Source organism: Chloroflexus sp., from assembly GCF_056331925.1.
Genome location: NZ_JBWGQH010000026.1, coordinates 1 through 26,118 on the forward strand (window position 1 = coordinate 1; position 26,118 = coordinate 26,118).

At 54.2% G+C, this 26,118-nt stretch carries 22 protein-coding genes; 5 read left to right on the forward strand and 17 right to left on the reverse strand.

Annotated elements, in window-relative coordinates; all coding sequences use genetic code 11:
- Nucleotides 1-234: 234 nt before the first annotated feature.
- Nucleotides 235-1,677, forward strand: coding sequence for a 1,4-alpha-glucan branching protein domain-containing protein (locus AC01ZF_RS13355; RefSeq protein WP_424674748.1), 1,443 nt, complete (start codon nucleotides 235-237; stop codon nucleotides 1,675-1,677).
- 176 nt (nucleotides 1,678-1,853) lie between these two features.
- Here the strand turns inward: AC01ZF_RS13355 and AC01ZF_RS13360 are convergent, their stop codons facing one another.
- The 4 genes from AC01ZF_RS13360 to AC01ZF_RS13375 form a co-directional block, all read right to left on the reverse strand.
- Nucleotides 1,854-2,726: a DUF547 domain-containing protein gene (locus AC01ZF_RS13360; RefSeq protein ID WP_476575421.1), complete on the reverse strand. Its 873-nt coding sequence runs from the start codon at nucleotides 2,724-2,726 to the stop codon at nucleotides 1,854-1,856.
- Nucleotides 2,723-3,505, reverse strand: a complete 783-nt coding sequence (locus AC01ZF_RS13365; RefSeq protein ID WP_424674746.1) for a helical backbone metal receptor — start codon at nucleotides 3,503-3,505, stop codon at nucleotides 2,723-2,725. Before AC01ZF_RS13365 ends, AC01ZF_RS13360 begins: the two co-directional genes overlap by 4 nt.
- 19 nt (nucleotides 3,506-3,524) lie before the next feature.
- Nucleotides 3,525-4,913 (reverse strand): circularly permuted type 2 ATP-grasp protein, encoded by a 1,389-nt coding sequence (locus AC01ZF_RS13370; protein WP_424674745.1) that lies wholly within the window; start codon nucleotides 4,911-4,913, stop codon nucleotides 3,525-3,527.
- A 102-nt stretch (nucleotides 4,914-5,015) separates the two neighbouring features.
- A complete protein-coding gene (locus AC01ZF_RS13375; RefSeq protein ID WP_424674744.1) occupies nucleotides 5,016-6,086 on the reverse strand; it encodes an ATP-grasp domain-containing protein in 1,071 nt (356 codons plus the stop codon).
- Nucleotides 6,087-6,297: 211 nt separating this feature from the next.
- Here AC01ZF_RS13375 and AC01ZF_RS13380 point away from each other — a divergent pair, with 211 nt between their 5' ends.
- Entirely contained in the window at nucleotides 6,298-6,711 is a 414-nt protein-coding gene (locus AC01ZF_RS13380; protein WP_424674743.1) for a nuclease A inhibitor family protein, read from the forward strand.
- Nucleotides 6,712-6,866: 155 nt separating this feature from the next.
- The gene (locus AC01ZF_RS13385) at nucleotides 6,867-7,913 is read left to right on the forward strand and encodes a DNA/RNA non-specific endonuclease (protein ID WP_476575426.1); all 1,047 of its coding nucleotides are present in this window, start codon (nucleotides 6,867-6,869) and stop codon (nucleotides 7,911-7,913) included.
- 190 nt (nucleotides 7,914-8,103) lie between these two features.
- Here AC01ZF_RS13385 and AC01ZF_RS13390 read toward each other — a convergent pair whose 3' ends face one another.
- The 4 genes from AC01ZF_RS13390 to AC01ZF_RS13405 form a co-directional block, all read right to left on the reverse strand.
- Nucleotides 8,104-9,513 (reverse strand): glycosyltransferase family 4 protein, encoded by a 1,410-nt coding sequence (locus AC01ZF_RS13390; protein ID WP_424674742.1) that lies wholly within the window; start codon nucleotides 9,511-9,513, stop codon nucleotides 8,104-8,106.
- Complete coding sequence (locus tag AC01ZF_RS13395; protein WP_424674741.1) at nucleotides 9,510-10,034, reverse strand: type 1 glutamine amidotransferase domain-containing protein; 525 nt, start codon at nucleotides 10,032-10,034, stop codon at nucleotides 9,510-9,512. Before AC01ZF_RS13395 ends, AC01ZF_RS13390 begins: the two co-directional genes overlap by 4 nt.
- 88 nt (nucleotides 10,035-10,122) lie before the next feature.
- Complete coding sequence (locus AC01ZF_RS13400; protein WP_424674740.1) at nucleotides 10,123-11,046, reverse strand: GGDEF domain-containing protein; 924 nt, start codon at nucleotides 11,044-11,046, stop codon at nucleotides 10,123-10,125.
- 81 nt (nucleotides 11,047-11,127) lie between these two features.
- The gene (locus AC01ZF_RS13405; RefSeq protein WP_424674739.1) at nucleotides 11,128-11,616 is read right to left on the reverse strand and encodes a putative iron-sulfur cluster-binding metallochaperone; all 489 of its coding nucleotides are present in this window, start codon (nucleotides 11,614-11,616) and stop codon (nucleotides 11,128-11,130) included.
- A 402-nt stretch (nucleotides 11,617-12,018) separates the two neighbouring features.
- Here AC01ZF_RS13405 and AC01ZF_RS13410 point away from each other — a divergent pair, with 402 nt between their 5' ends.
- On the forward strand, nucleotides 12,019-14,310 hold the full coding sequence (locus AC01ZF_RS13410) for a sensor histidine kinase (RefSeq protein ID WP_424674738.1): 2,292 nt from the start codon (nucleotides 12,019-12,021) through the stop codon (nucleotides 14,308-14,310).
- A gap of 1,071 nt (nucleotides 14,311-15,381) precedes the next feature.
- Here AC01ZF_RS13410 and AC01ZF_RS13415 read toward each other — a convergent pair.
- On the reverse strand, nucleotides 15,382-16,929 hold the full coding sequence (locus AC01ZF_RS13415; protein ID WP_428111714.1) for a nicotinate phosphoribosyltransferase: 1,548 nt from the start codon (nucleotides 16,927-16,929) through the stop codon (nucleotides 15,382-15,384).
- A gap of 828 nt (nucleotides 16,930-17,757) precedes the next feature.
- Between AC01ZF_RS13415 and AC01ZF_RS13420 the strand changes: the two genes are divergently transcribed.
- A complete protein-coding gene (locus AC01ZF_RS13420) occupies nucleotides 17,758-18,669 on the forward strand; it encodes a sortase (RefSeq protein WP_428111716.1) in 912 nt (303 codons plus the stop codon).
- A gap of 12 nt (nucleotides 18,670-18,681) precedes the next feature.
- Here AC01ZF_RS13420 and AC01ZF_RS13425 read toward each other — a convergent pair whose 3' ends face one another.
- The 8 genes from AC01ZF_RS13425 to AC01ZF_RS13460 all read right to left on the reverse strand — a co-directional run bounded on the left by AC01ZF_RS13425 (nucleotide 18,682) and on the right by AC01ZF_RS13460 (nucleotide 25,998).
- Nucleotides 18,682-18,897: a helix-turn-helix domain-containing protein gene (locus tag AC01ZF_RS13425; protein ID WP_424674735.1), complete on the reverse strand. Its 216-nt coding sequence runs from the start codon at nucleotides 18,895-18,897 to the stop codon at nucleotides 18,682-18,684.
- A 9-nt stretch (nucleotides 18,898-18,906) separates the two neighbouring features.
- Nucleotides 18,907-19,548 (reverse strand): phosphatase PAP2 family protein, encoded by a 642-nt coding sequence (locus AC01ZF_RS13430; RefSeq protein WP_424674734.1) that lies wholly within the window; start codon nucleotides 19,546-19,548, stop codon nucleotides 18,907-18,909.
- Between the two features lie 12 nt (nucleotides 19,549-19,560).
- The gene (locus AC01ZF_RS13435; protein WP_428111719.1) at nucleotides 19,561-20,715 is read right to left on the reverse strand and encodes a glycosyltransferase family 4 protein; all 1,155 of its coding nucleotides are present in this window, start codon (nucleotides 20,713-20,715) and stop codon (nucleotides 19,561-19,563) included.
- Nucleotides 20,716-20,717: 2 nt separating this feature from the next.
- Nucleotides 20,718-21,773 carry a lysylphosphatidylglycerol synthase transmembrane domain-containing protein gene (locus AC01ZF_RS13440; protein ID WP_424674732.1) on the reverse strand — a complete coding sequence of 352 codons (1,056 nt, stop codon included), beginning with the start codon at nucleotides 21,771-21,773 and terminating at the stop codon, nucleotides 20,718-20,720.
- A gap of 94 nt (nucleotides 21,774-21,867) precedes the next feature.
- Nucleotides 21,868-22,824, reverse strand: a complete 957-nt coding sequence (locus AC01ZF_RS13445; protein ID WP_424674731.1) for a GDP-mannose 4,6-dehydratase — start codon at nucleotides 22,822-22,824, stop codon at nucleotides 21,868-21,870.
- Nucleotides 22,821-24,311 (reverse strand): O-antigen ligase family protein, encoded by a 1,491-nt coding sequence (locus AC01ZF_RS13450; RefSeq protein WP_428111721.1) that lies wholly within the window; start codon nucleotides 24,309-24,311, stop codon nucleotides 22,821-22,823. Before AC01ZF_RS13450 ends, AC01ZF_RS13445 begins: the two co-directional genes overlap by 4 nt.
- A complete protein-coding gene (locus AC01ZF_RS13455; protein WP_428132630.1) occupies nucleotides 24,311-25,810 on the reverse strand; it encodes a sugar transferase in 1,500 nt (499 codons plus the stop codon). Before AC01ZF_RS13455 ends, AC01ZF_RS13450 begins: the two co-directional genes overlap by 1 nt.
- Before the next feature lie 44 nt (nucleotides 25,811-25,854).
- A complete protein-coding gene (locus AC01ZF_RS13460; RefSeq protein WP_424674728.1) occupies nucleotides 25,855-25,998 on the reverse strand; it encodes a hypothetical protein in 144 nt (47 codons plus the stop codon).
- Nucleotides 25,999-26,118 lie beyond the last annotated feature (120 nt).

A 26,118-nucleotide genomic window follows, 5' to 3' on the forward strand; every position in this document is an offset into this window, starting at 1 on the left:
GGCGACACCAACCGTAACACCGACCGAGACGGCGACACCAACCGTGACACCGACCGAGACGGCGACACCAACACTCTAACGGTACGGTAACAGTTGCATCACCCGCAACGGTGACGCCATCACCAACTGATGAACCAACGCTGCTCCCTACACCTTTACCGGTAACACCAATACATCCGTAGTTCTGACATAACTGCACTATCTGTAGGTCATTCAGGAACCGGCGAGGCTAAGATGCCAATAGCATTTGTGATCGAAGTTCATACACCGTATGTGCGCCATCCCGGACGGCATCCGATTGGTGAGGAGCGCTTACATACCGTCATTGCGCAGTTGTTGATACCGTTACTCGATCTGCTCGGCGAATTGCAACGTCACCACCTCCCGATCACGATCACCCTTGCCTGTTCGCCAATTGCATTAGAACAGTGGCTTGATCCGATTGTGAATAAGCATTTCGGGCAATGGTTAGAGGATCGTATTACGCATCATCAAGCCGAGTTGAACCGTTTTGAAGCGGAAGGCAACAGTCATGGTGCCTACTTAGCCCGGTTTTACCTCGATTGGGATCGTCAACTCTTACGCACGTTCACGACTCGATACCGCCGGAATCTGGCAGGGCGGCTGCAAGAACTCACCCTTGCCGAAATCGTCGTCCCGCTCTGTTTGCCGGCCAGCCATGCGATTCTGCCTTTTTTGAGTCATGAGAGTATGGTGCGCGCACAACTCGAACACGGTTTATTGTACATTTCGCGCCACCTAAGACGACCGGAAGGCTTGTGGTTACCCAACTGTGCCTGGCGACCGGGTATTGAGCACATTGCCCTCGAACTCGATCTGCGGTACGTGTTGGTTGAGCCGACGAGTGTCATATCGGGATCACTGCCCGGTTGGGTTGTGCCGCGCCGGTTGGCGGCAATTGGGATTGACGATACGCTGGCCCGTCATGTGAATTCCGTTGAGCTGGGCTATCCCGGTGACCCGCTCTACCGCAATCCCGACGATCCTACCGGCTATACCGCGAACGGTACGCATACGCCACAGCCCTACGATCCGTATGATGCGCTCCGTCGTGCGCAAGAACATGCTAACCATTTTGTCGAACAACTACTACACCGCCTCCAACAACTGCCTGCGGAAGCGGTTGTTGTCGTCCCGATTGATGGACGCTTGTGGGGAAGCAGATGGTTTGAGGCACCAACTTGGTTCCAAGCCGTCTTGACCCGTTGTGCCACCGATACCCGCTTACGCCTAACGCATCCGGGAACGACGTTGACCGATTTGCGGGTAAGTGACTTGGTGACGTTACGCCCCGATCTCGCGATCGCCGATAAGCATGGACGCCGGCAGAATACCGTTTCACAGCGGTATTGGCAAGCGCTTGCCGATGCCGAGCAGCGCTTTGCCGATTTGGTCGCTACCTACCCGTCTGCGGAAGGTCTTCGCGAGCGTGTACTGACGCAGGCTGCCCGCGAGCTTTTCCTTGCCGAACAAAGTGATTGGATCGATGCACCACACGAGTTGGGCTGGCAACGCCACCTTGATCGTTTTGAGCAGTTGTTGATTCTTGCACGCCAAGAGTCGCTCAGCGCGACCGATCTCTTCACCCTCGAACAAATCGAGACCTACGATGCGATCTTTCCGGTGCTTAATTATCGTTTGTTTGGACGAGGGTGATCCGTCCCGACGGCACGGGAGCTATCGTTTGTTGATGTTCGGTGAGAGGTTTGTGAAGTCGGATACATCTCACCACAGTGCGTGGAGATGTTGCTTGAGCGTCGGGCTAATGTTGACCGACCAGACGATTAAGTTCACCTGCGAACGATTGAGCCGGTCACCACTGCTACCTGTTTCTAGCTACGGTTCAAAGCCCAATTGTACGGACGAAACACAAAACGTCCACGTTGTGTTTGCGACAGCCATGCCCGTCGCTCATCGTCGGGCAATGCGTGCCGTAAGAGCTGTACAATCCCTTGAAGACCACCAAAATCTTCGCGGTACCAGTCAAAAATGCGAGATACATGAATCTCACCACGCTCAGGATCAACGGTCACATCAGTCGCGACAAAATGACGCAACGCCATGTCGAGTTGATGATCGATCTGATCGACGCTATAGACGGCAATTGGCGGGCACGAACGGCTCGCACAGTTTAGTGTAAAATGAATACGCGGATCGGGCGGATCGATCACCCATGCCAAACGTGGATCGTCGGCGGCGAATTGGGGGCCAGGAATAAACGGATGGCCACGATTGGCGCGCAGGATGCCGTGCTCAATATCGTTAAGCGAACAGCGCTGACCACCGATCACATAGGCAGCCGCTTGAAAAAAGCTGAGACCGGCTAATTCGTCGGCAACGCTCTGCTTAACCGCAAAAGCAATCACAGCATCGATCACCAACGTGTTGTAGAGATTGATCCAGAAGGCCAACCGTGTTGCCCGATCGGGTAACGTGGTCGGATCGAACGTCTGTAATTGCGGGGTAAGTTCATGGCGAAACGCCTGGTACGCCGGATGATCACGTAGCCGGTCGTAGTTCACCTGTGTCCCGGTTTCATCCATTGCCAGCGCCTTAAATTGGTTGACGGCCCGTTTGATCGCACCGGCCAGTGCTCCACCATCAACTACCGTAGCCGAAGCAGGGCCACGATTGAGCACATCATTAGCCCGCTTGCCGATCACCAACCCCAACATCGCTTCACGCAGTCTGATTAATTGGTTCATAGCGCATCCTCAAGGAGATGACGGAATGTTGTCAGAGCCGTCACCGTGCGCGGGCCGGGCCATGTCAGCGCCATTCCATCACAAAAAGCGAGACGGCAACGTCCGGTTACCTCGGCAAACGCCGGCAGATCGCGTTCGCTAAACGGATATGGTTCGCTCGGTAGGAGAATAACTTCTGGATCGAATGCGAGGAACTCGGCTAACGTGGCTCGTGGATAGCGACCGGGCAACTCGATGGCGACATTGATCCCACCACTGAGACGCAGCACATCACCGGCGTAAGTAGCTTGCCCGACCGCCATCCACGGATCGCGCCAAATCAAGGCCAGCACCCGTCGCGTTGGCGGAGGAGGCGCAGCAATCGCTGCCTCTATCGCTGCAAGCATCGGCGCTGCTACCGGCGTAACGTCGAGTACAGCAGCCAAAGCAGCCAATTGCTTGACAGCATCGGCAACACTGCGAATAGCAGTGACATAGACATTGATCCCGGCCTCAGACAGTGCCCGCACATCACGTTCGCGATTTTCTTCTTGCTCGGCGATAACCAGGTCGGGCTGGAGCGAAATAATCGCTGCCCGATCCGGATTCTTGGTGCCACGCACCCGTGGCAAATGGGCAATCGCTGCCACCGGTTCGACACAATAGTCAGTCACGGCCACCACGCGCTCGCCGGCGCCAACGCTGAACAACCATTCGGTCATGCTTGGTACCAGCGAGATGATCCGGCGGGGTGGTGCAGGTAGTTCAAGCTGACGACCGAGAGCATCACTGAACCGCATACTTACTCCGATACAGACGTTATGGCCGATCTTTAATCACAAACACCGGCACGGTACTTCCACCACCCGCCGTCACGTTGAGTAACGTGACCGTAGAGAGACGACACAAGCAGCCATGCACGGTGGTGCCAAACAAATAGGGATCACTATCAACCAATCGATCGGCGATCACGACTTGCCCATCGACAAACGCCGGATACGGCTCATAGGCAATCGTCACTCGTTCTTGCACGACGAACGGCGTCTCGAGCGCAGCTTGGAGAGCGGCATCCCACGCATCGGCACTGACTTCCCAGCCAATAGTAATCCCCTTACCGCCGTATTCATCGTTCGGTTTGAGCAACAATCGCTCGCGGTTAGCGCGGGCAAACGCCAGTAAGTCAATCGTTTCTCCCTGATACGTTGTCTGACCGGGCCGTACCACTCGTGTCCATGGGACGTGGGCCACTACTGCTGACCGTTGTTCGGCGCTGAGTGGTTCGTGGAACCGTTCATCAGAGAGAAGTGCAAAGAGAGACTTTTTGTGGAGTAGCTTGGCCCGGAACGAGTTCACGATGACACACGCACCGGCAACATAAGCCTGTACCAGCGGATGCGAAAGCGCATCATCACCGTAATGGCTCAAGAATTCGCTAGTCAGTACGCGCTTGAAGACAATCGTTACCGGCAACTGTCCACCGTCAGCAGTCCTGGCAATTAATTGTCCGTCGCGGAAGACGAGATCGTGCGGTGAACAGATAACGGTGGTCAAGCCGTGCTCACTAAAATACTGTCGGAACATCTCAAACTCGGTAGCCGTCGGCACTCCATACCAATCTACAATCGCCACTCGCGGCTCGTGGCCGGGGCTACCGGCAGTGCGCCAACAATCGAGCAGAGTACGCAACATATATTGACGTGCCGGTAACGGCATAATCGAATAGCGCTTGGAAAACTCTTGCATAACCGGCATCGACAGAAAGGCCTGTGCCAACAGATCTTCGTAAGCAATCGCCGCCGGACTTTCGGCGTTATATTCAACAAACTGCAACGACGAACCATCGACAGTCAAGAACGTATCCATTCGTGAATGTGCGCTCGGCTCGAGGTAGCCGGGGGGCATCGCGATCAACCGTTCTTCAAGCGGGGTCAGCATCAGCACCTCACGCACAGCCCGCCCGACTTCATCATCGGCCAACGCCGCTGCGACGATCGAGCGGGCGGCTTCGGCAACCTGCTGTGTACCGCGCTGTAACAACTCATACTGCGTCATCGTCATGAGACGCGGACGGAGGACGGTAGCCAGTGGACGCTCACCAAAATACAAACGTCTTGCCCGCATCTCCTCGGTCAAACATTGCCACGAGACAGCCGCCAGTTTCGGATCGAGTAGGGCATGGTAATCGGCGATTGCTTGAACAAGAGTCATAGGCATCCTTTCAGTTCGATTATGTTAAGCTTTACTAATGATTGACGCCAAGGCTTGCGGGTACACCTGCGCCTTGGCGTTTCATGAACTGTTTTGGGCAGTTTAGGCCTCTTCTGTGGTCTTTTTCTTCGTGGTACGGCGGCGCTTCGGAGCTGCCGGTGCCTCTACCGGATCAGGGGGCGGTGGGTCGCTGTTCACCGTCGCCGCTACAACCGGAGCAGTTGCGGGCGTCATCGGTCCGTTCAACAAACGATGCCACGCAAACTCCTCTGGCTTGGCACGACCCTGTAAGGCCAATTCAATCGTGAAATCGGCCATTGTCCGTACAACCCAATCGAAGTAGAACGGCGTGAGAGAATTCACATCAAAGTCAGGGGCCGGATTAGTAAAATCGATAGCGTAGGCTACACCATCGCGAATCGCGAACTCGACAGTGTTCATGTCGTAGCCGAGCGCCTGATTCAGCTTCAACGCAGCATCAACCACTTGTCGGCCTTCGTCAGGTGTGAGATAGTTGTCATCGCGGAAGTAGCGGTGTGGCCACGGTGCATTGGCGTCAAACTTGATCGTCATGATGTGGCGACGACCAATAACAATGCAGCGTACATATTTCTCCCATGCGATGTACTCTTGCAGCATCATGCACTCGATGCCGGTCTCATTGTAGGCGCGCCACAACTCCTCATACGAATGGACTTTGTAGACCTTCTTAAAGCCACCGCCCCACGCCGGTTTGAGAATTACCGGAAAACCACCAACATAATCCACGTGATCCTTCCACGGAATTGGGTAGATCAGATTACGCAGGGACTCTTCAACCACACCTTCAATGTAGGAATGCGAGGGTAAGGCGACGGTGCGCGGATGGGGAATACCAAGAGCCGTCGCCAACGATGCGCCGAAGAATTTATCATCAGCGCTCCACCAGAATGGATTATTGACAATCCGTGTTCCACTGAGCGCCGCCGTCTTCAAAAATGTCCGGTAATACGGGATTTCATGGCTAATGCGATCGACAATCACGTCGTAGTCGCACAACTCTGCCATCCGCGTCCCGCCTAGTTTGATAAACTCAGCCCGCACGCCAACGTTGCGCCGATTGACCTCTTCGATAAACGCAGGCGGCCACGACCACTCGCGACCGACGAGAATGCCGATCTTTTTCTCACTCACGATAACCCTCCTCATCGTTTATCACGCTATACAGGTGGAGCCGCATCTGTTGCTACTCCGCCTTTGCACAATTTCAGATGGTTGCCGGTATCCTTATTCTGTATTCTGTATGCCGGCAAAGCTGATTGTAGCATAAGGTCTCGTTTTACGCGCGACATGGTACTATAGTAGCTCAGTAGTCCGTTGGTGTGGATCAACTGAGGAGATGGCTATGCCGGAACCGTTCTCGCCTGCTGCAACGGCTGCTCTGGCCGCATTCAACGCCGCCACCGGCGACTTGCGTATGCCGAGTGAACGCGATCATCCGTTTATCCCGGTCATACTCGGTATGATCACGTTGTCACCACAGACAGTGGCGCAGGCCCTTGATATTCCGCGCAACACTCCGGTGAGCGTCCAATCGTTTGAGCACTTTTTCGCACCGCTAACAACCCGCCAACCGTGGCATACGACCGATGATTTACCGACACTCGTTGGCTTTGCCGGATTACGTGATACCTTAGCCGCGTCTTTGCGCGATCCGGTGGTCTATCGTTTTGGGGAAGGGACAGTAACCGTACTCATTATCGGTTATCTGGATGATGGCACGATTGCCGGTGTACAAACGAAGGTAATCGAGACATAAGTAGACGCTATCTATAACTTTTACTTCTCCTCCAGATTGCCTTCTTCAGCGCCTATTTCGCGCTGATTGCGGTCAACACATCAACGAGTCGGCATCTCACCCTTGGCAATCCGAGCAATGCTGTAGCCGATCCAGCTTAGCCCAACAACTACTTAATCGAACGCGAGGTATATGCACTGGCCTATCAGCGCGACAGCGGAATTGCACGCTGGGTAAGCTGGCATCTGACCTTGACCGATTTCAGTCCGGCGCAAACCGATCGGTATAGCGGCAATTTTATCGTCGATCCTACCATCAGTGCGCTTGGTTGGTCATACGCGATGCACAGTGATTACACCAACACCGGCTACGACTGTGGTCACCTCACCCCTTCCGGCGATCGTCTCTCGAGCGATCTGGTACAGCGTGAGACCTTCTACCTCGCCAATATCGTACCGCAAGCTCCGGATAATAACCAAGGGCCATGGCGATTACTCGAAGAACATACGCGCAACCGGGTACGTGCCGGTAACGAAGCCTATGTGATCGGGGGAACAATTGGGAGTAATGGTACGATTGGGAACGGGAAGATTGTTGTTCCTGCCGATTTATGGAAAGTCGTGGTCGTCTTACCAGAGGGTGATAATGATCTCGCTCGCATCAATGCCGAGACTGAAGTCGTCGCGGTGATTATGCCGAACATCAATGGTCTCAGCAACGATTGGACTGAGTACCGCTCTTCAATCGCCTGTATTGAACAATGTACCGGACTTGATCTACTCAGCAACGTGGCACCGGAAATCCAAGCGGCATTGGCCGGACCACCTTGCTCAACCAGCACGAATCCCCAGAATATCTTTCTTCCGCTCGTGATCGGTCAGGACAATGGCACGAATGAACCGACGCCGACGTCGATTCCACCGACGGTACGCATCACCTACATCGAATGCAATCCACCGAGTGATGATGTAATGGGTGAATACGTCCGTATTGTGAACGAGGGAACGATACCGGTTGATCTGACCGATTGGATATTACGCGATTGTCTTCCCATTTTTTGTCTTACGTTGGTGGCCGCGTGCAGGTATGGACGGGTAGTAGTAGTATCAATACCAATACCAATGAACATGTGTACTGGGGACACAATCAAGCCGTTTGGAATAATCAAGACGGCGATGGTGATCGCGATACTGCTGTTCTCATCGACAGGAACGGCAATGTGATCTCAACATACCGGTACTGAGTCACCACGGAAACAAGAATGGGATGACCAACAGGCAGATCACCAGTACGACTACCTGTAATGGAATACCGACACGGGCATAATCGGCGAACCGGCCTCGAACTAGTACCTAGCGTACACCGGACGATCATCGTTGCCAGCACAGTAAAGGACAAAAGCAATCTCTGTCGTCATGCAGTTAATTCGTTAATCCGCACCGCTACCGAACGCAGCGCATCTATGTCGTGTTCGGTCAGACCGATCTCGGCAGCAGCGCGGGCTGCCGATTGTACCAGAAGCGATGGCTGGGTAGGTGCGGTTGTCGTTGGCACCGGCGTTTCTACCGGTTCCGGTTCACAGACCGGTGTTGGATCCCAGAGGGGTTGGGGGTGAATCAAGCGAGGTGGCGGCCAACCGTATACGTCGGCCAAAAAGCGGATCATCGCCTGTGCGGCACTGGGGAGGGTATGTTCGGTGGCAACATATTCCCGCGCCCGTGCCCCCAACGCCGCAGCCAAGGGGCGATCGGACAATAACCGTCGGCAATAGGCGACGATTAAGTCGATCTCACTCCCATCCACATCAACCTGCGCGGCAACGTCAGGAGGTAATTCGCAAAACGCATCGACTGCGCTGACCAGCGTTGGTTTGCCGGCACCTAGTAGTCGCAATAGACTGGCACTCGTTTCACCGGCAGTTGGGTAGCGCAAATTGAAACAAATGTCGGCTGCCGCCACGTAGTACTCAAATTGTGTTCTTGGAACATACCCGGTCACCGTTACCGCCGTTTGCAGGCCAAGACGCCGGATGAGGCTATCGAGGTCATAGTTTGGTGACACCGAACCTACGAGCACACAATGGGCGTCAATACCTTCGCGATGCAGGAGAGCAAGCGCGCGCAGCATTGGCTCGATCCGCTTCCACGCATTGATATGACCAAAACTCGCCAATAGTGGACGGTCGAGCGGAATACCAAGTCGTTGACGGGCCTCGTTGCGGTCAATCAGTGGTGGTAAGGGAATACCCATCGGCACAAGACCACGGGGCAGATCGGGACGGATCGCGGCCACGCGATCGAGGATATGCCGACTATGACCGATCACGGCTTGGGCAGCAGCGAGCACATCTTCGTTGCACGGAAAGCTAAAAGCGGCCGCACTAAAACGTGAGCGGATCATGAGCTGAGCAACATGCCACCCCTCATCTCCGTAGCGTGTGCGCATCATCGTCACATAACGCTGCACATCACGCTGAACGTTCGCGGCATACCAGAGCATAAAGTGGTGTAACACAAAATCATGCAACACCACCACCCCGGGAATACGTTGGGCTGACTGCCAAATTCTGGCGTGAACCGGGCTATTGCCCATATGGTAGACAATTGCATCAAATGCCCCACGCCGAACAAAATGTTCGAGTTTGCGCAGGGGTTGAATGGTTAAGTACTGATGAAGGAGCGGATTCGTCGGATGCAGCCCATCGTCGACAAACAGAGTGATGTCGGCGTATTGGGCAAGATAGGGCAATAGATCCTCGCTATAATCGGAAATACCCGACGCAGCCGGGTTAACGGGCGAGCAATACGCGATCCGCGGCATCATACGCGCTCAACCAATGCTGCAACCAGCTCACGACAAAAAGCGGGAATATCTGCGACAACCCGCCCCCACACGAGATTGCCATCACGGAACGCTGCTTCATCGCGCCAGTGGGCGCCGGCATTGATCAGATCGTCTTTAATCCCGGTTGAGCCGGTAGCCGGACGGCCACGGACAATACCCGCCGAGATCGCAATTGAACCACCGTGACAAATGATCCCGATCACCTTACCGTCGGCATCCATAGCGCGTACCAAATCGGTCACCTCGCGATACCGACGCAGCTTATCCGGTGCCCAGCCACCGGGTAATACAAGACCAAAGAGATCATCGGCACGCAGATCGGCAATGGTAGCGGTTGGAGCAATCTCAAGCCCATTCTTTCCCCGCACCGGACGTAAGTCTAGCCCGGCCGCAACCACATCGGCTCCCTCTTCCTGCAACCGCATCATCGGCACGTAGAACTCTAGGTCCTCCACCCCTTCGGCCAGTAGAATAGCGATCCGTTTTCCTGCCAGTCGCATATCATCACACTCCTTCTGCCTATCGCAGCCCTACGTCGCGGGAATAGTTCACGTTGTTCCCGACAAGAGATTGCTGTACATCATCCGGCTATACACCAAACGGGGTTTGCTTCTGAGTACCGGGCCATAAGCGCACACAGTTGCCGCCGGCCGCCTTAGCCGCGTAGAGTGCTTCGTGCGCCTGATTGAGCAACTCAACCGCGTTACGCGCATCATGGGGAAAAGTAGCAATACCAATCGAAATAGTCACTTGTAAATCGAGGGTTCCAGGGCGGATGATCGTTTCTGCAACCGACGCCCGCCATTGCTCGGCACGGTGCAAGATCGTTTCACGGCTCACACGTGGCAACAAAAGCAGCAACTCATCACTTCCATAGCGACAGAAAAGATCACCACCACGTACCTGACGCCCAATCAGAGTGGCCAGATGTTGGATGACTGCATCACCAAGGGCACGACCGAACTGCCAGTTAACGTGCTCGAGTTGGTCAATATCGATCAGGACAGCACTCAACACAATTTGTTCTCGGTCAGCACGACGCAATTCGCGCTCTAACGTCTCGTTAAGATAACGGCGGGTATACAACCCGGTAAGGGGATCACGGATCTGTTCGTTCTGCAACCGCACCGTCAACGCCTGGACTTGCGCCCGTGCCTCGGCGAGTTGCTGACGGCGCATCTGCTCGATCTGCCAACGGATCTGCGCAGTGCTGATGGCGCGATGCAAACAGATCGGTTGCAGATCGGCCATCGTGATGACTTCGTGAGCGCCGGCTCGCAAGACTTCACCGATCGCAGCAATGTCGGCAACTAATCCGATCAGCGGTGCTTGTTCAGCTTGGGCCGCAAGATTAGCCGGGATCGCGACGCGCAGATCGATCAAATGTGGATGGGAGAGATGAACCTCCGTAGCCGACACCAGTTGCCATTCTGCACCTAGTAAGGTCTGTAGATGATCGATCAAATCGTGATCGGTTGTAATGATCGAGATAGTTGTCTCAGCCGTGGTCATAATCATTTTGTGAGAGTGCTGACCGATTGCTGCGACAACGATAGCATACTTCACTGCTCTCGACAAGGATATTTAGAACTTCTAACTATTCTCTTGAGCGCGGATGATGCGCATGACATTCCCCAAACAACATACCCCCTGCGGATTCCGGAGATCGCATGCACACTGGTCGGCAGCAATACCGGCTTTAATATCAGCAACAATCGCTTCGTAATCGACCTGGCTCGCTCCGCTCAGATCACCTACCTGATACTGGAAACAGTAGCACACAAACACATCTGGTTGGTGAGCTTCTTTCTGAAACACGCGCTCACGAACGTGATCTACCGTTAGTGTCTGTGAACCATCATTGCTGAAGTACACAACCGGACAATCTGCCGTTTGACAAAACCGGTACTCTTGTGCCGTTACCCGCCGCAAACTGATCGCAGCTAACGCACGTACCGTTTGGATTGGCACCTTTTTACCGGTTGCCTGACAAGATGGACACAGATGAGCCGAAGACTGAGGCAGCTTCGCGTCACCTGTTACCGCACTCGCATCTACCGCACAACCGTAAGGGGTACACATATACCATCCCTCTCACTACCGATTTGTTACATACACTGAAGATACACCTTCCAGTAACTGGAATGTCAAGTGACTATCGAGAAGGCAGCATATATTCTGTTGATAGCAGTTCGGTAGTGAGTACTTCGTGTCGGGTAACTCCGTTGTCACGCGGTGTGTCAGCAGATGGCATGGTCAAGAATTACGACAAAACCTACAGGGGATCAGAGGTGTGAGCCAAAGAAAAGCCGAGTATCGCATCAGCATAATGTGAAAGATACCGTACCTCTTGTCGTTTATCGTTTTAAGGTACAATAATCGATATAGTCCGAACCTATATTCTGGATGCTGCAACAAGACCATTCGAAGTAAACCAATCTTGTTTGCAAGACCACCAATGCGCACATAGGGTGAGACGCGAGTATGGCGGCAATTCCCTTCATGATGATTTACCTGATCCCGGCCATTATCGCAGCCGGATTGGTAATGTTCATGTGGCAACGCCGTTACTATCGCGGTGGAAGACCATTTACCTTGTTACTGATCGCTATTGCATGGTGGAATCTCTGTCATGCTCTCAGCATCATAGACACGACCTTTGAAGGGACACTCTTCTGGTCGTTGTTGCAGAATTTAGGGATCGTGCTGATCGGACCGTGTTGGCTCTTAATCGCACTCGCCTATTCCGGTGAGTGGTGGCGCGTGCCACGCTGGTTGCGACGAGGTATCTTTGTCCCCGAGTTAGTCGCGCTAATTTTTGCCTTGACCAATAATCTCCACAACCTTTGGTGGTCAACGGTTGTCGCCGACACATCACGACCCTTTCTATGGTTGTCGGTCACCCGTGGCCCAGCCTTTTGGGTGCATAGCGTGTACGCTTATGTCTGTCTGGCGGTTGGGATTATCATACTGATCCGCTCGTCATGGCAAGCACCGCCGGTCCACCGTTTTCACTCACGGCTAATGCTGGTAGCTGCGCTCATTCCTGCGGTGGGCAATATTGCGTTTCTTAGCGGCGTTCGCGTTCCCTGGAATGATGACCCTACCCCTCTTTTACTTTTGATTTCGGCAGCACTTGGGATTTATACCACTGTGCGCTACCACCTCTTCGATTTGGCACCGCTGGCTGAACAAGAGGTGATTGCCAGCTTACCGGATGGTCTGATTATTCTGGATAGTCGCGGGCTAATCGTTGAGATCAATCAACACGCACCACGTCTGCTTGGTATCGAGAAAGAACGCTGGATTGGTCGATCACTTGCCCACCTGATACGTAATTCACCGTTTGGTCACGATCTGCAACGCATTCTGCAGACCAACCCTTCGAGTGCGAATCGACCATACATCCTCGATGATGGAACACAGGCTATTGAAGTTCGTCTCCGCCCACTGCAATCGGCTACCGGGATTACAACCGGTTCATTATTGTTGATCCGTGATGTGAGCGAACGGATGCGGGTGGAACAGGAGCGATCCCGCCACATTGCTGCTCTACGCCTGATCAATGCGATTGCCCGCAGTGCAAATACTGCCCAAGAGACCAATTCACTGCTTAACACGATTGCACGCATTATCGTGCAGGAAGGCCACTGGGAGCGTGTATCGATTGGCTTGATCGATGAAACAAAGCAGTACATTACGGTAGCGGTGGATTACACCGTGAGCGGTTCCGGTCGCTTGCAAGGCGAGGTGATTACCGGTTTGCCTGCCGCACAATTGATCAAACGTATTCGACATGGTCGACCCGAACTCATCCAACTTAGCGAACTTGCTACCGATGATCCTCTGGCTGCCGGGTTACAGCAGGAGGGTTTGCAATCACTCTTAATTGCACCACTCCGCCACGAGCATCAAGCTACCGGTATCCTTGGTCTTGCCAGCCATAAGCCGAAGACGATGACGCCAGCGCTGAGCGAACTTGTCACCGCTATCGGCGAACTGATTACCGATGCGATTATTCGTATTCGCCTGTACGAACGGGTACAGCACGCCGACCGGCTCAAGACCACATTTCTCGCTACAGTAAGCCATGATCTACGAACGCCACTGACCTCGATCATCGGGTACACCGATGTGTTACGCCGCGGTATCTTAGGCGAACTTAGTCCTGAGGTACAAGAGACCTTAGGGTATATGCGGCAAGCTAGCCTGAACCTGATGCGACAAATCAACGATATTCTTGAGTTTTCACGGATGGAGGCCGGTCAACTGGAGATTGAGATCGAACCGGTTGACGTGAGAGGAATTATCCAGAATGTGGTCGGGCAGATGTTACCGCAAGTGCGCGAACGCGATCTGACCGTAAACGTCACTATTCCGCCTGATGTACCCCAGATCGCAGCCAATATTGGTCGGTTGGAGCAAGTCCTGATCAATCTGCTGAGCAACGCGATCAAGTTCAATCGTCCGCAAGGCTGGATCGAGATCAGTGTCGAACCGCGCGGGGCATGGCTACGTATTAATGTCAAGGATTCTGGGGTTGGAATTGCACCGGAGGATCAAGAACGAATCTTTACCGAGTTTCAGCGTGCTCGCTCACCGAATGGAGAACGGGTGCATGGCGTTGGTCTCGGCTTGGCCATTTGCCGCCGTCTGATCACCCATATGGGTGGAACGATCGGCGTAACAAGTACACCGGGTGAAGGTTCCGTCTTCTATTGTGATTTGCCAGTGATAAACGTTGAGCAGATGGTAGGGAAACGAGCCGACGCATAACCGTACCCCCGATTCTGTTTCTGCCGCCATCTCTCTCGCTGCCAAGCAGCGGCCGCTCCTAGCGCGCCGGGTGTTACCCGGGTTGCCGTCGCGGCGGCGATGCGAGCGAGCGGGGTGGTACCGCGAATGCATTGCTGTCACATTCTCCCACCGATAAGCCCGCCCCACGCACCTTGCTCCCCATCGGCTGGCGCAGTCGCCTAGCCGCCGACATTACTGCCGGCGCTGGTCGGCTCTTACCCGACCGTTTCACCCCTTACCGGTTACCCGGCGGGACTATTCTCTGTTGCCGTCTTGCGTCACCGGTCGATTACTCAACCGGTGCCCTCGCTTACTGTTTCGCGAGGCAGCCTTCCGCCTTGTAGCGGGCGAGGAGTCGGGAAGTTCCTCTGGGAAGAACCCCAGCGGCGGCGCGTCATGCGTCGGCGCCAACCTTAGTATAGCACACTGATGTATAGGCACAAAGGGTGCGAAGAGCGCAAAGTCCGGGAACGCAAAGGTGCGAAGAGCGCAAAGGTCGCAAAGGATGTTATCATCTGGGCATGAGCGCGCTTCATAACTACCAAAAAACCTTAGCGCCCTCTGCGTCCTTAGTGCGCGTCTTGTCTAGCTGTATACCGCACTACCCGGTGACAAGGTACCCAAAAACCTTGGCGCCCTCTGCGTCCTTAGTGCGCGTCTTGTCTAGCTGTATACCGCACTACCCGGTGACAAGGTACCAAAAAACCTTAGCACCCTCTGCGTCCTTAGTGCGCGTCTTGTCTAGCTGTATACCGCACTACTCGGTGACAAGGTACCCAAAAACCTTGGCGCTCTCTGCGTCCTTAGCGCCTTTGCGTTTACCATCCTCTGCGCCTTTGCCTCAACTGCGTCTTTGCTCCCTCTGCATCCTTAGCACCCGCTACCGCCGGTCGGTACGAACAATAACAATCAGCCAAAAAACCTTGGCGCCCTCTGCGTCCTTAGTGCGCGTCTTGTCTAGCTGTATACCGCACTACTCGGTGACAAGGTACCAAAAAACCTTGGCGCTCTCTGCGTCCTTAGCGCCTTTGCGTTTACCATCCTCTGCGCCTAGACCTGTTGCAAGCGGGCCAGCAGCTCTTGCTTCAGATCCCACAACCGTTGACTAAGCGAGACGTGATAAATATGCGGGTTCATAATTCGGCGAACACCGAGATCGAGTCGTTCAACATCAGCATTACGTCGCGCCCGCATCTGCTCGAGTGGTAACGGCTCGGCTACCCGTTGCCCATTCACCATCGCTGGTTCGAGTAGTGGCTCGATCCCGGTCAGCTCGGTACGTTTGAGCAGCCGCTGACGAGTGTGATCGATTGGGTGACGGAGGCGAATATACTCTTCACTCGCCGGATCTTCGTCTTCGAGCGCGATCAGGTCGGCGGTCGCTTTGCCCCGATCATCGTACAAACGCCAAACCCGCTTGAGACCAGGATTGGTCAGTTTCACTGCACTCTCGGCGATTTTGATCGCCGGTTGCCACGTTTGACCATCATGGACTGCTACCAGTTTATAAACTCCGCCAAGGGCACCTTCACCGTGTGAAGTAACGAGCCGCGTCCCAACACCGTACACCAATCGCCGAATGATCGCATCGGCGTCGGCGTTGTAACGCCGTGCTTCTTGGGCAATTTGGCTCTGAATTTGCCAGATCACCAGTTCATCAAGATCGTTCGAGAGGACGATTACGGTATCGGGAAAACCGGCCTGATCGAGCATCAGGGCCGTCTGGATGGCGAGATAGGCAAGATCGCCCGAATCGAGCCGTACCCCAACCGGTTTATGACCTTTGGCGCGTAACTCCTCAAAAACACGGATCGCGTTGGGCACACCGCTTTGTAACGTGTCGATCGTATCGACAAGCAACAGACAATCGTCAGGGTAGACCTCTGCATAAGCACGGAAGGCATCGAGTTCGCTCATACCAAGGGCGAGGAACGACTGCACCATTGCATGGGCATGGGTTCCTTTCGCGGTTTGGCCGATGGTGTAGGCCAGACCGACATTTGAGGTAAAGTCAGCACCACCGATCAAAGCTGCGCGTGTACCGGCATTTGCCCCCAAACCTTGCCCACGCCGTAAGCCAAACTCGAGCACTGTACTGGCACCGCTTGCTTCGCGGATGCGGCTAGCTTTGGTTGCCACCAGCGTCTGGTAATTGAGATGGTTGAGCAACGCGGTCTCAAGAATCTGCGCCATGAACAACGGCCCTCGCACGATGGTCATCGGCGCCTGCGCATGCACGACACGCCCTTCAGGCACCGCCCACATGGTGATCCCACTAAAGTTGCCATGAGCACGCAGATAAGCGAGAAAGTCCTCGCCAAAAATCGGCTTACCAACACGGTTACGTTGACCACGTAATACCTCGATCTCGGCTGGGCCGAAATACGCCGTCTCCATCCAGTCGAGCAACCATTCCAACCCGGCGGCAATACAGTAACCGGCAACGTGCAAACCGTAGTTCGGTGGCTGACGGAAGAAGTGATCGAATTGGGCGGTGCGTTCGTGGATGCCCATGCGAAAATAGAGCTGGGCCATCGTCAACTGGTATTGATCGGTAAAGAGAATACCGGTGGCGGTGCGGAGCTGTGCGCCGTTCATAAGACACTCCAAAATAGTGTAATTATTACACTTAATATATCAACGAAGGCATATTTTGTCAACGAAAGAAAGACCGAAGATGGGCCGCAGCTCTCATTGAGCGTAGCTACACCCCGATGGGGCAGGAGGCAGTGGTTGTGACCTCTCGTCCGTTGTTAGGGTAATTTGTCAGTTTCACACCCTGTGCTAAGGTATAGCCAAAAACTGAGCCAAAGCGGCGAGCAAACTAACAAGCGGTGCGCAACAGCGTGCTCTACACGTTTCGTTGTGGTATCGACAATCCAGATCACCACATTGATGTATCGCCGGGGAAGCCAGGGTGGGTTTCGATAGCGGCAAGCTGACCATGAGTGTAAGAGCCATGTGCTCATCGCTACGCCGGGCATGTTGGCCTTTGTTCACTCAGTGCGGCAGAATAATAACTAATAGCGACCACAGCGATAGGTGGGTTGCACCTTATCGAGCAGCTATAAGATTCGTACAGCCGTCAGGTATTCAACCGAAGCGCTGATTGGGTGAGCAACCCACGCCTGGTTGAGTGACAACCGTTCGTTGCGCCGGGATAATTAACTCTCATTCGCGTTGCTCTGCACGCCGACTTTTCCTCGCCTTGCCAGGCTTTTGAGCCGCCGGATCACCAAAGCTTCGTGAATCTAGCTTTATTACTGTCGGAACATTGGAGAACTGCCCAGACTCGCCCCGCTCTGTTATTGCAGTGCGCTACCCATCCGCTACACTGCATTGTACGTACCGTATCATACAATCCGACGCTTGCTGCATGCTGCGTGGTATACTGATAACAGACTGTAGTGATGAGGTGAATCGTTAATGCTCCGCCTGAACCCACTTAGCGAACGTCTTTGGCATGTCGTCAGTTGGCGACAGGTACCGGCGCATCATCGTGGCCGATGGTTGCTGGGGACCCTTCTGATGCTGTTTGGTATCGGAGTGTTATTGTACGTCTTGGTGACGACATTGCAAATCGAGTACTACCGCTGGGCTGCACGCGGTGATTCGCCACTCCCTGCACCGCGTGTTATAACGAGTGGTTTTCGCCCGGCCGATGCGCGGCCTTTGCCGTTATTACCCGAACTATCGGTCACCTCCCCCGTAACCGGTACGACCGATACGCTCGATCCATCATCGGTTGCACGCACAACTCAAGAGGTACCTACCTCAACGAGCAGCGCTATCGATAGTGGTCTGCTCATTTCAGAGCCTCCTGAACCGCTGCAAGCCGATTGGGTGGCAACGGTAGAACGCTTGGTGATTCCGGCGATTAACGTAGACTCGAAAGTGATCGAAGTAGGTTGGGAGACCGTCGAAGAGAATGGTCAACCGATCTCAGTCTGGCAGGTTGCCGAGTACGCCGTCGGTCAGCATCGCGGTTCGGCCAATCCCGGTGAGGGGGAGAATATTGTCTTGGCCGGTCATGTTGGAGGGTACGGTCGCGTCTTCAAAGATCTCTTCTATCTCAAACCGGGTGATGAAGTCATCGTATACAGTCGTGGTCAACCGTACCGCTATACCGTAGTGGAACGGATTGTGGTTGATGAAGAGGGTGTTTCGCCCGAACAACGTCTTGCTAATGCGCGCTACATTGCCCCAACCGGCTACGAAGTGGTAACGATGATCACGTGTTGGCCGCCCAATGGTCCTGATAAGTTCAAGCAGCGGGTTATCGTCCGTGCGTTGCCGGCACAATCAGACGAACGTACCGATTCGGCGTCAACGCAGTGAGATCTTCATTGCTTACGACTCATGCTCACCGTTGATCCGCGTTGTTTCCAGCATCTCTAATACACTTGCGCCGCGGATAAAAACGCGGCGCAAACCGGCCGGACGGCTGGCGGCAAGTTGGCCGCTGCTGATCAGTCGCTTGACCGTACTGAGGCTTACACCCAGCAAGCGAGCGACTTCTTCACGTGAATAGACGGCATCGGGGTTAATCCCTTCACGGCGCGCCATAGGCCTCCCTTACACCAACCCAAACAACCGGAACACGCCAAGCACGCAGACTACCGCCAAACTCATGCCGGCAATCACCTGCATCAGCGTATGGTTACGAGTGCGTAAGCGTGCCCATCCCAGCACGATAGCTGCCGCCCAGCATATTCCACCAAGTGTAGGTAGATATATACTGGCCAGCGTAGCGCACGAACCAATACTGGCCGAGTGAATACTGATTTTCCAAAATAGGTTGATGATAAATGATAGCAGGTTCATCACTGCTACCGATACCAGCATCGCTAACATCGGGAGCGGTGCTTGTAATACCCACAGAATCGCCGTCCCGATCAGCACATTAGCCATCCCAAACAGATACAGTTCGTTGCGCTGGGTACGAACCGAAATATCATCATCGCTATACGCCCCCTGACGGAGACGAATATTGAAGAAGATCGTTGGCGGGACGACATGGAGAAACGTGCAGAACAACGACCACCACAATCCGCTCACACGGTTATCGTTCCCAAAGATACCAACGATGAAGATGCTAACAATGCCAAGCGGCACTGGATGCAAAATCTGTGAAATCCGACGCGCAATCGTATAACCGCGACCCGGTAAAGCGCCGCGGCTGAGAGCTTCGGCGGTGAGATCTTTCGGTTGCATCATACAAATCATTCCTCACGTGGCCGCGATCATTGCCGCCAACTCACGGTAAATCGCAACGAGATGCTGCCCGGTTTGCTCCCAGCGAAACTTACCGGCTTGCAATGGCCCCGCAGCGCGTAACGGTAACGGATTGCTCAGAGCGACCCGGATACCGGCTGCAATATCCTCGCTGTCAAGTGGATCGACCATAATGGCTGCCGATCCGGCCACTTCTGGTAGGCTCGCTACTTTAGTCGTGACAACCGGCGTTCCACAAGCGAGTGCCTCGAGTACCGGAAAGCCAAACCCTTCGTACAACGATGGGTAAACGAAGGCTTCGGCTAAATTATACAATGCCGGTAGATCGTTATCGGCAACGAAATCGAGAAAACATACTCGGTCGGTCACCTGATACTGTGTTACCGCGGTAAAAATCTCGTCATACAACCAACCACGTCGTCCGGTAATGACAAGCTGCAAATCGGGATAGTCAGATTGTAACAGGGAAAAAGCATGTAACAGACGTACAAGGTTTTTACGCGGTTCCAGCGTTCCGACAAAGAGCAGGAATCGATCCGGTAGTGCTAGCCTTGTGCGCACCGTGGCTAGTTCATCCGACGGTAATGGTCGAAAACGTGCATCCACGGCTGGGTAGAGCAGACGCACACGCCGGCTCGGTATGCCATAGAGTCGACCTAAATCGTTTGCCGTCGACTGTGAATCAACAACAATCAGGTCAGCCCGTCGGAGTGAACGGGGAACAGCCTCGCTCAAATAGCGTCGCAAGCTGGGGTCGGCACAACCCGGTTCGACCAAAAACGTGAGGTCGTGAATGGTCAGCAGGGTACGCGACCGCGTCGGCGGTAAGACAAAATCCGGTGCATGCACCACATCCATCGGTCCGATAAGCCACTCGATCCGCAGTGGTAAGCGTAGCCGTTGCCAGATGATCGTGAGCAGGCGAGGGCTGATCGGTAGCGGCCGTAACGTAACATTTGGATAGGTAGCCGCTAGCTCCTGGGCATAATGGATAAAGGGGTTATCTGGCCCGATCCCACCGGCCGCGTAAAAGAGGTGAAACGTCAGATCAGGCCCGGCTTGGGCAGCAGCACGCACCAATTCTCGCGTGTAGCGACCAATCCCTGCTCCTTGCCAAATACCCGCTGTAAAATCCACTCCGATACGCATCATTACTTCCGCGGGCTGAACAGATAGAGGATGAAACCAAACACGACAATACTCCAGAAGTTGATCAGCCGGTCGAGTAACGTAACTGCCCCACCAAGACTCGTTGCAATGCCGAAGAGGGTCAAGACGACGGTAATCGTTCCCTCGACCACCCCCAAACCGGCGGGGGTAATTGGGAGTGCGGTCAGCAGTGACGATGCTAACGCAATAAAAATAATCGCGGCGAGGTTCAGATCAAGACCGGTATGATGCAAGGATTGAATGACAAACCAAAGCCGAAAGCCTTCAAGCAACCAAATGGCACCGGTGAATGCAAATAAGCGGGGAAGGATTGCCGGCGCAAACGACCGTAGTGCCGATTGCTCAAAATTGCCGTAGACGCGATGCAAACGGCGTGGAATAAACCAGCGTATCTGCGGCCCTAGCCAGCGCATGCCGGCCAGACCACTGATAATAATCACGACCAAGAGCGCTCCAAAGCCAAATACAATCTGGGTACCTTCGGGCATATGCGCACCAAAGGTAAGATACCCGGAGAGCACGAGCAAGCTAAACAGGCCGATCATATCGAGCAACCGTTCGGCAAAAATCGTGCCGAAGGTAGCCGAAAAGGAGACGTTACCGTTGTGTTTGAGTAGATACCCACGGTATGCATCACCGAGCTTGGCCGGTACAATGCAATTGGCAAACCATGACAGATAGATATACTCGATTAAAGCCGGCAATGAAGCCCAACTGCTTCGGCCAGCCTGTAACGGTACACCGGCGTTGGTCAGTAACATACGCCAGCGCAGCGCGCGTAAGGGGAAGGTGAGATAAAAAACCACCAGCCCTAACCCAAGGAGCCACAGATCGGCTGAACGCATGTATTGCCACGTGGTCGCAATGTCAATGTCGAGACCACGGACGACAAATATAATGATCGCGATTGCCAATCCAAACGAGATAAGAGTGCGCGGTTGACGCAATCGTTGACCGAGTGAGAAATCATCGCGCTCTGCTTGGTTGGATTCAGGTAAATCGTTTGTGATGTCAACCACCGATGGACGATCACTCATAGATGTAATCGCCTTCCCATGTGTAGGTACTGATGATGGTTTGCTGGCCGACATGATCGTAGCTACGCTTACGGAATATCTGCAAGGCGACAGGCTATCGATTCACTTCTGCACGGTACCATGCCCAAAAACGCTCTAACCCCTCTTCAATTGCAATGGTCGGTACGAAATCGAGTAATTGTCCGGCTTTCGCTGTATCGGCGAAGGTGATCGGCGGTTCGGTGGCCGGCAGTGGCTTAACCTCGATCTTGGCAGCATAACCGGTGATCTGTTCGAGCAATTGTACAAACCGGCATAGTTCGACCGGTTGCGAATGACCGAGATTAAAGATTTCGTAGGGACGTGGTCGGTCGAGCGCATTCATCACACCGCTGACAATATCATCGATGTACGTATAATCGCGGAACAGATTGACTCCACCGTTAAACAGCGTGATCGGTTGGCGCCGTACCATCCGCTCGACAAAGAGATAGGGGGTCATATCCGGTCGTCCACGCGGCCCATAGACGGTAAAAAAGCGCACGACGCTGGTCGGAATCCCGTACAAGCTATGGAACGTGTATGCGAGAACTTCAGCCGCCTTTTTTGTGGCTGCATACGGTGACAACGGTCGGTCGGTTGGGTCGTCTTCGCGGAACGGAACACGACCGGCTTTACCGTAGACCGATGAGGTCGACGCGATCACGATATTTGCTACTTCGGCACGACATGCCTGTTCGAGAATGACCACGCTCCCGCCAACGTTCACCGACTCGTACAGGAGCGGATTGGCTATCGAGGGGCGTGGTCCAGGCATAGCGGCAAGGTGAGCCACTGCCCGCGGTCGGTAGCGGCTGAAGATGGCAGCGACGGTCTCCGCATCACGAATATCCCCTTCAATAAGGGTAAACCCCGCGTGTTGTAGCGCTTGGGCTAGATTCCGTCGTTTGCGGGCCGGATCGTAGTAGGCGACAAAATTGTCAAGGCCAATCACCTGTTCGCCGCGGGCCAGGAGGCGATCAACCAGATGACTCCCGATAAAGCCGGCAGCGCCGGTCACGAGATAAGTCATAGGTCCTCTTTGCAATTGCGCAGTTCAGTACGACCGATACTGATGGTCGCGATAAGCGCAATGATTGTCCCAAACTGCACTCCCATATTCAAAACATGCAGATTTTCAAAGAGATTGTGACCACTTAGTGTGCTCACCACTCCTATGCCACCCAGGGCGATACCGCGTGTAAACCAATCGCTCGCTTGTTGAACTGCTCGCACCGCAGTATGCCAAACGCTACCTAGCAAGAGCAGATACGCACTCAATCCGATCAAACCACTTTCGGCAGCGATGTGTAGGTAGTAGTTGTGAGCGTGACCACGAGAATCATACCATGGTTTAATCCATGTGGGTGTCTGCCCACTATACACCAGCCGTTCGTAGGCGATGGTGAAATTTCCCGGTCCTACTCCCAATAGCGGCCGTTCTCGCACCATATGCCACGCTGCTTGCAGGTGCGCCATTCGCTCGACGACGGCGAAGTTATCCGGCGTGATCTCAATATTACGTACATCGAACGGCTGGAGATTGACGATAATGGATGTAAGCCGACTACTCAATGCGGTCGGTAGCAGCCCACTATTCAACAGGATCACTCCACCAAATACTGCCATAAGGATAACCGGTATGCTTTGTCGCAGCATCTGTCGTCCGTACCAGACGCCAAGCACAACCGTCATGACCGTTGCACCGAGTGCTGCTCCTAACCAGCCACCACGCGAAAAGCTCACCAGTAATCCACCAATCAAGCTACCCGCCGTGATGAAGACGACGCCTAAGTGCAACCTATCGCGCCAGGTGTGCCAACGATGTGCGGCGATCATCACTAGGCCAAAACCGGTTGCCAACGGCCATGCCTGATTCAGGTAGCCGGCAAACGAGTTTGGTTGACCAATCGTGCCATAGGCGCGCACCCGCCCGCCCCCAACGACAAAACTCGCCGGGCCGATCCCGGTCAGGTGTTGACCAATACCGATCAACGCCGTTATCACCGGGGCAGCGAGCAAACAGGCAACGAGTACGGCGCGTCGCCATTGTACTCGATCAGGGTCCTGCAGCGCACTCATTGCAGCAAGGTAGATCAGGAGCACTGTTCCCCAACGGAGTGTCTCTTTTAGTCCCTCACTGCGGCTAAGTGGCGTCAAAGCGGCGGTCACGGCGAGTGTCCAAAGGAAAACAGCCAAAGCAATTCCCGGCATATCCGGCCAAGGCCACCGTCGTTGGGACAATTGCCAGAGGAAGCTTAGGGCCACCAGGATGAAACAGAACTGGGTCACACTCAGCCCACCGGGCAGCGTGACCAATTGCTGGAATGGTACCGAGAGCACGGCCAGCGCTACCGGCCAAATCGGATCACACACCGCCAAACCGAGCGCGGCCAGACCGAGGAGCCAGCTTACGGCGAAAAGTGGTGGAATGAGCGTAATACCAACCCCGACCAAGACAGCCGCGGCTAGCCATAACCACACAGATCGCTCTAATCGTTGACCGGTGAACCAATACATTACCACGCGCCGCGACCGGACAAAATCGCCGGTATGACCATCATCAGAATCCGCAGATCGAGGCTAAACGTCCAATTTTCAGCGTAATAGATATCGAGCCGCACTTGTTCGTCGAACGAGATCTCGCTCCGCCCCAACGCTTGCGGCAAGCAGGCCAAACCTGGCTGCACCGCAAGCCGCCGATGATGCCACGGCTCATACCGCTCGACCTCTTCTGGCAATGCCGGTCGGGGGCCGATCAAACTCATATCACCGAGCAATACGTTGAAGAGTTGTGGTAATTCGTCCAAACTCGTGCGACGCAACCAACGTCCGACGCGGGTCACTCGTGGATCGTCACGCATTTTGAACAACGGGCCATCAGCTTCATTGTATGCCAATAACTCACGTCGGCGTTGTTCGGCATCAGGGATCATGGTGCGGAACTTATAGCAGGTAAACAAACGTCCATTTTTACCGACACGTTGCTGGCGAAAAATGATCGGTCGCCCAGAGTCGAGCCAGATCACAAGCGCGATGATCGCCGCAAGTGGTACGGTTATCGGCAAGGTAAGCAGTACCGCTGCTAGATCAAATGTTCGTTTGAAGAACAGGTTCAATCCGTGGAGTTGGATCTCCTTCGGTTGCAATAACGGTACACCGCTCAGATGCATAATGTCGACGCGGTCAAAGCTCAGTTGATAAATATCCGGGGCAATCTGATACTCGATCCCCATGTGTTGGCAGCGTGCCACCAATTCCGGCAATTGATCGTATTGCCAGAAAGGTAATGCGATGATCACCTGTTGGATGTGGTACGCCTCGATGACCTGTTCGAGATCATGCAGGTCGCCGAGATGATGAAATACTCGCGCGCGGTTGCCGGAAATGATCGGCTGATCGCTAAGATAGCCGACCAACGTGTACCCTGCTCCCGGCGAGGCGGTGAGCGCATGCATGACCAATTGCCCCAAACCGGTACTACCCACGACAACCACTCGCTCGCGCCCAAGCCCGCGCGACCAGAACCAATGCCGTATCCCGATCAGCAAGATGCGCCAACTAAGGAGCAAAGCAATGATCGTAACGGCAGCAAACGCAAAAATGAGCCGTGAATAGAAGAAAGGTCGATGCAGAAATACCACCACAATGAGCAGTGCAGTCATCGTGATCACACTGCCGGTGATAGCGGTAGCCTCATCGGTGAGCGTCATCCGGCGGCTTGGGCGGTAGAAGCCGCGCACCACAAACCGCACACCCAATAGGACTTGGAGAATGAAAACAATGGGAAGGAATGCGCGAAAAGGTACCATGTTCTCGATGGCCACCTCAGCCACAATCTGATCGAACGGTGGTGGCCAGAGAATCTGGTACCGTAACACATACGCCAACACAAAACCGGTAAAAATCAGAATCTGATCGATTAAGAAAAAACCAACCCGTAACCAGCGTTGTGTTTGATGTATCCGCTGGTGTCTTGTTGGTTTCGCGATAACTGGGGCTGGTGAATGTTCGATCATGGGCCGGCCTGTGTCTGCATGCCTTACCCGCTTGACAGCACCGTCTAAGGTGTATCGTGGTGAGACGGTGGCGTGTCTCCGGTCTGTTCAAAATGACCGGTAGTGGCCTGCCGCTGCTCAATGTATAGCATTATTCCCGGTGAGACTGCGATTAACACCATGAGCGCAATCAGGCTAATCCAGAGCATACGCGGCTCTTCTCCCTCTTTTTCAGATCGCGGGCATTCGTTGATGAACGGACACGTGGGTGTGCCAGAATCATTTGGTGTCCAGCATACCTGAGTAACACCCAACGTTATCTATCATTT

Coding starts and splice junctions, on each gene's coding strand:
- AC01ZF_RS13405 (WP_424674739.1), bottom strand. CDS start 11,616: ATGTGTACCCCTTACGGTTGTGCGGTAGATGCGAGTGCGGTAACAGGT.
- AC01ZF_RS13455 (WP_428132630.1), bottom strand. CDS start 25,810: ATGATCGAACATTCACCAGCCCCAGTTATCGCGAAACCAACAAGACAC.
- AC01ZF_RS13395 (WP_424674741.1), bottom strand. CDS start 10,034: ATGCGACTGGCAGGAAAACGGATCGCTATTCTACTGGCCGAAGGGGTG.
- AC01ZF_RS13400 (WP_424674740.1), bottom strand. CDS start 11,046: ATGACCACGGCTGAGACAACTATCTCGATCATTACAACCGATCACGAT.
- AC01ZF_RS13380 (WP_424674743.1), top strand. CDS start 6,298: ATGCCGGAACCGTTCTCGCCTGCTGCAACGGCTGCTCTGGCCGCATTC.
- AC01ZF_RS13410 (WP_424674738.1), top strand. CDS start 12,019: ATGGCGGCAATTCCCTTCATGATGATTTACCTGATCCCGGCCATTATC.
- AC01ZF_RS13360 (WP_476575421.1), bottom strand. CDS start 2,726: ATGAACCAATTAATCAGACTGCGTGAAGCGATGTTGGGGTTGGTGATC.
- AC01ZF_RS13420 (WP_428111716.1), top strand. CDS start 17,758: ATGCTCCGCCTGAACCCACTTAGCGAACGTCTTTGGCATGTCGTCAGT.
- AC01ZF_RS13445 (WP_424674731.1), bottom strand. CDS start 22,824: ATGACTTATCTCGTGACCGGCGCTGCCGGCTTTATCGGGAGTCATCTG.
- AC01ZF_RS13355 (WP_424674748.1), top strand. CDS start 235: ATGCCAATAGCATTTGTGATCGAAGTTCATACACCGTATGTGCGCCAT.
- AC01ZF_RS13415 (WP_428111714.1), bottom strand. CDS start 16,929: ATGAACGGCGCACAGCTCCGCACCGCCACCGGTATTCTCTTTACCGAT.
- AC01ZF_RS13460 (WP_424674728.1), bottom strand. CDS start 25,998: ATGCTCTGGATTAGCCTGATTGCGCTCATGGTGTTAATCGCAGTCTCA.
- AC01ZF_RS13390 (WP_424674742.1), bottom strand. CDS start 9,513: ATGATGCCGCGGATCGCGTATTGCTCGCCCGTTAACCCGGCTGCGTCG.
- AC01ZF_RS13365 (WP_424674746.1), bottom strand. CDS start 3,505: ATGCGGTTCAGTGATGCTCTCGGTCGTCAGCTTGAACTACCTGCACCA.
- AC01ZF_RS13450 (WP_428111721.1), bottom strand. CDS start 24,311: ATGTATTGGTTCACCGGTCAACGATTAGAGCGATCTGTGTGGTTATGG.
- AC01ZF_RS13425 (WP_424674735.1), bottom strand. CDS start 18,897: ATGGCGCGCCGTGAAGGGATTAACCCCGATGCCGTCTATTCACGTGAA.
- AC01ZF_RS13435 (WP_428111719.1), bottom strand. CDS start 20,715: ATGCGTATCGGAGTGGATTTTACAGCGGGTATTTGGCAAGGAGCAGGG.
- AC01ZF_RS13440 (WP_424674732.1), bottom strand. CDS start 21,773: ATGAGTGATCGTCCATCGGTGGTTGACATCACAAACGATTTACCTGAA.
- AC01ZF_RS13370 (WP_424674745.1), bottom strand. CDS start 4,913: ATGACTCTTGTTCAAGCAATCGCCGATTACCATGCCCTACTCGATCCG.
- AC01ZF_RS13430 (WP_424674734.1), bottom strand. CDS start 19,548: ATGATGCAACCGAAAGATCTCACCGCCGAAGCTCTCAGCCGCGGCGCT.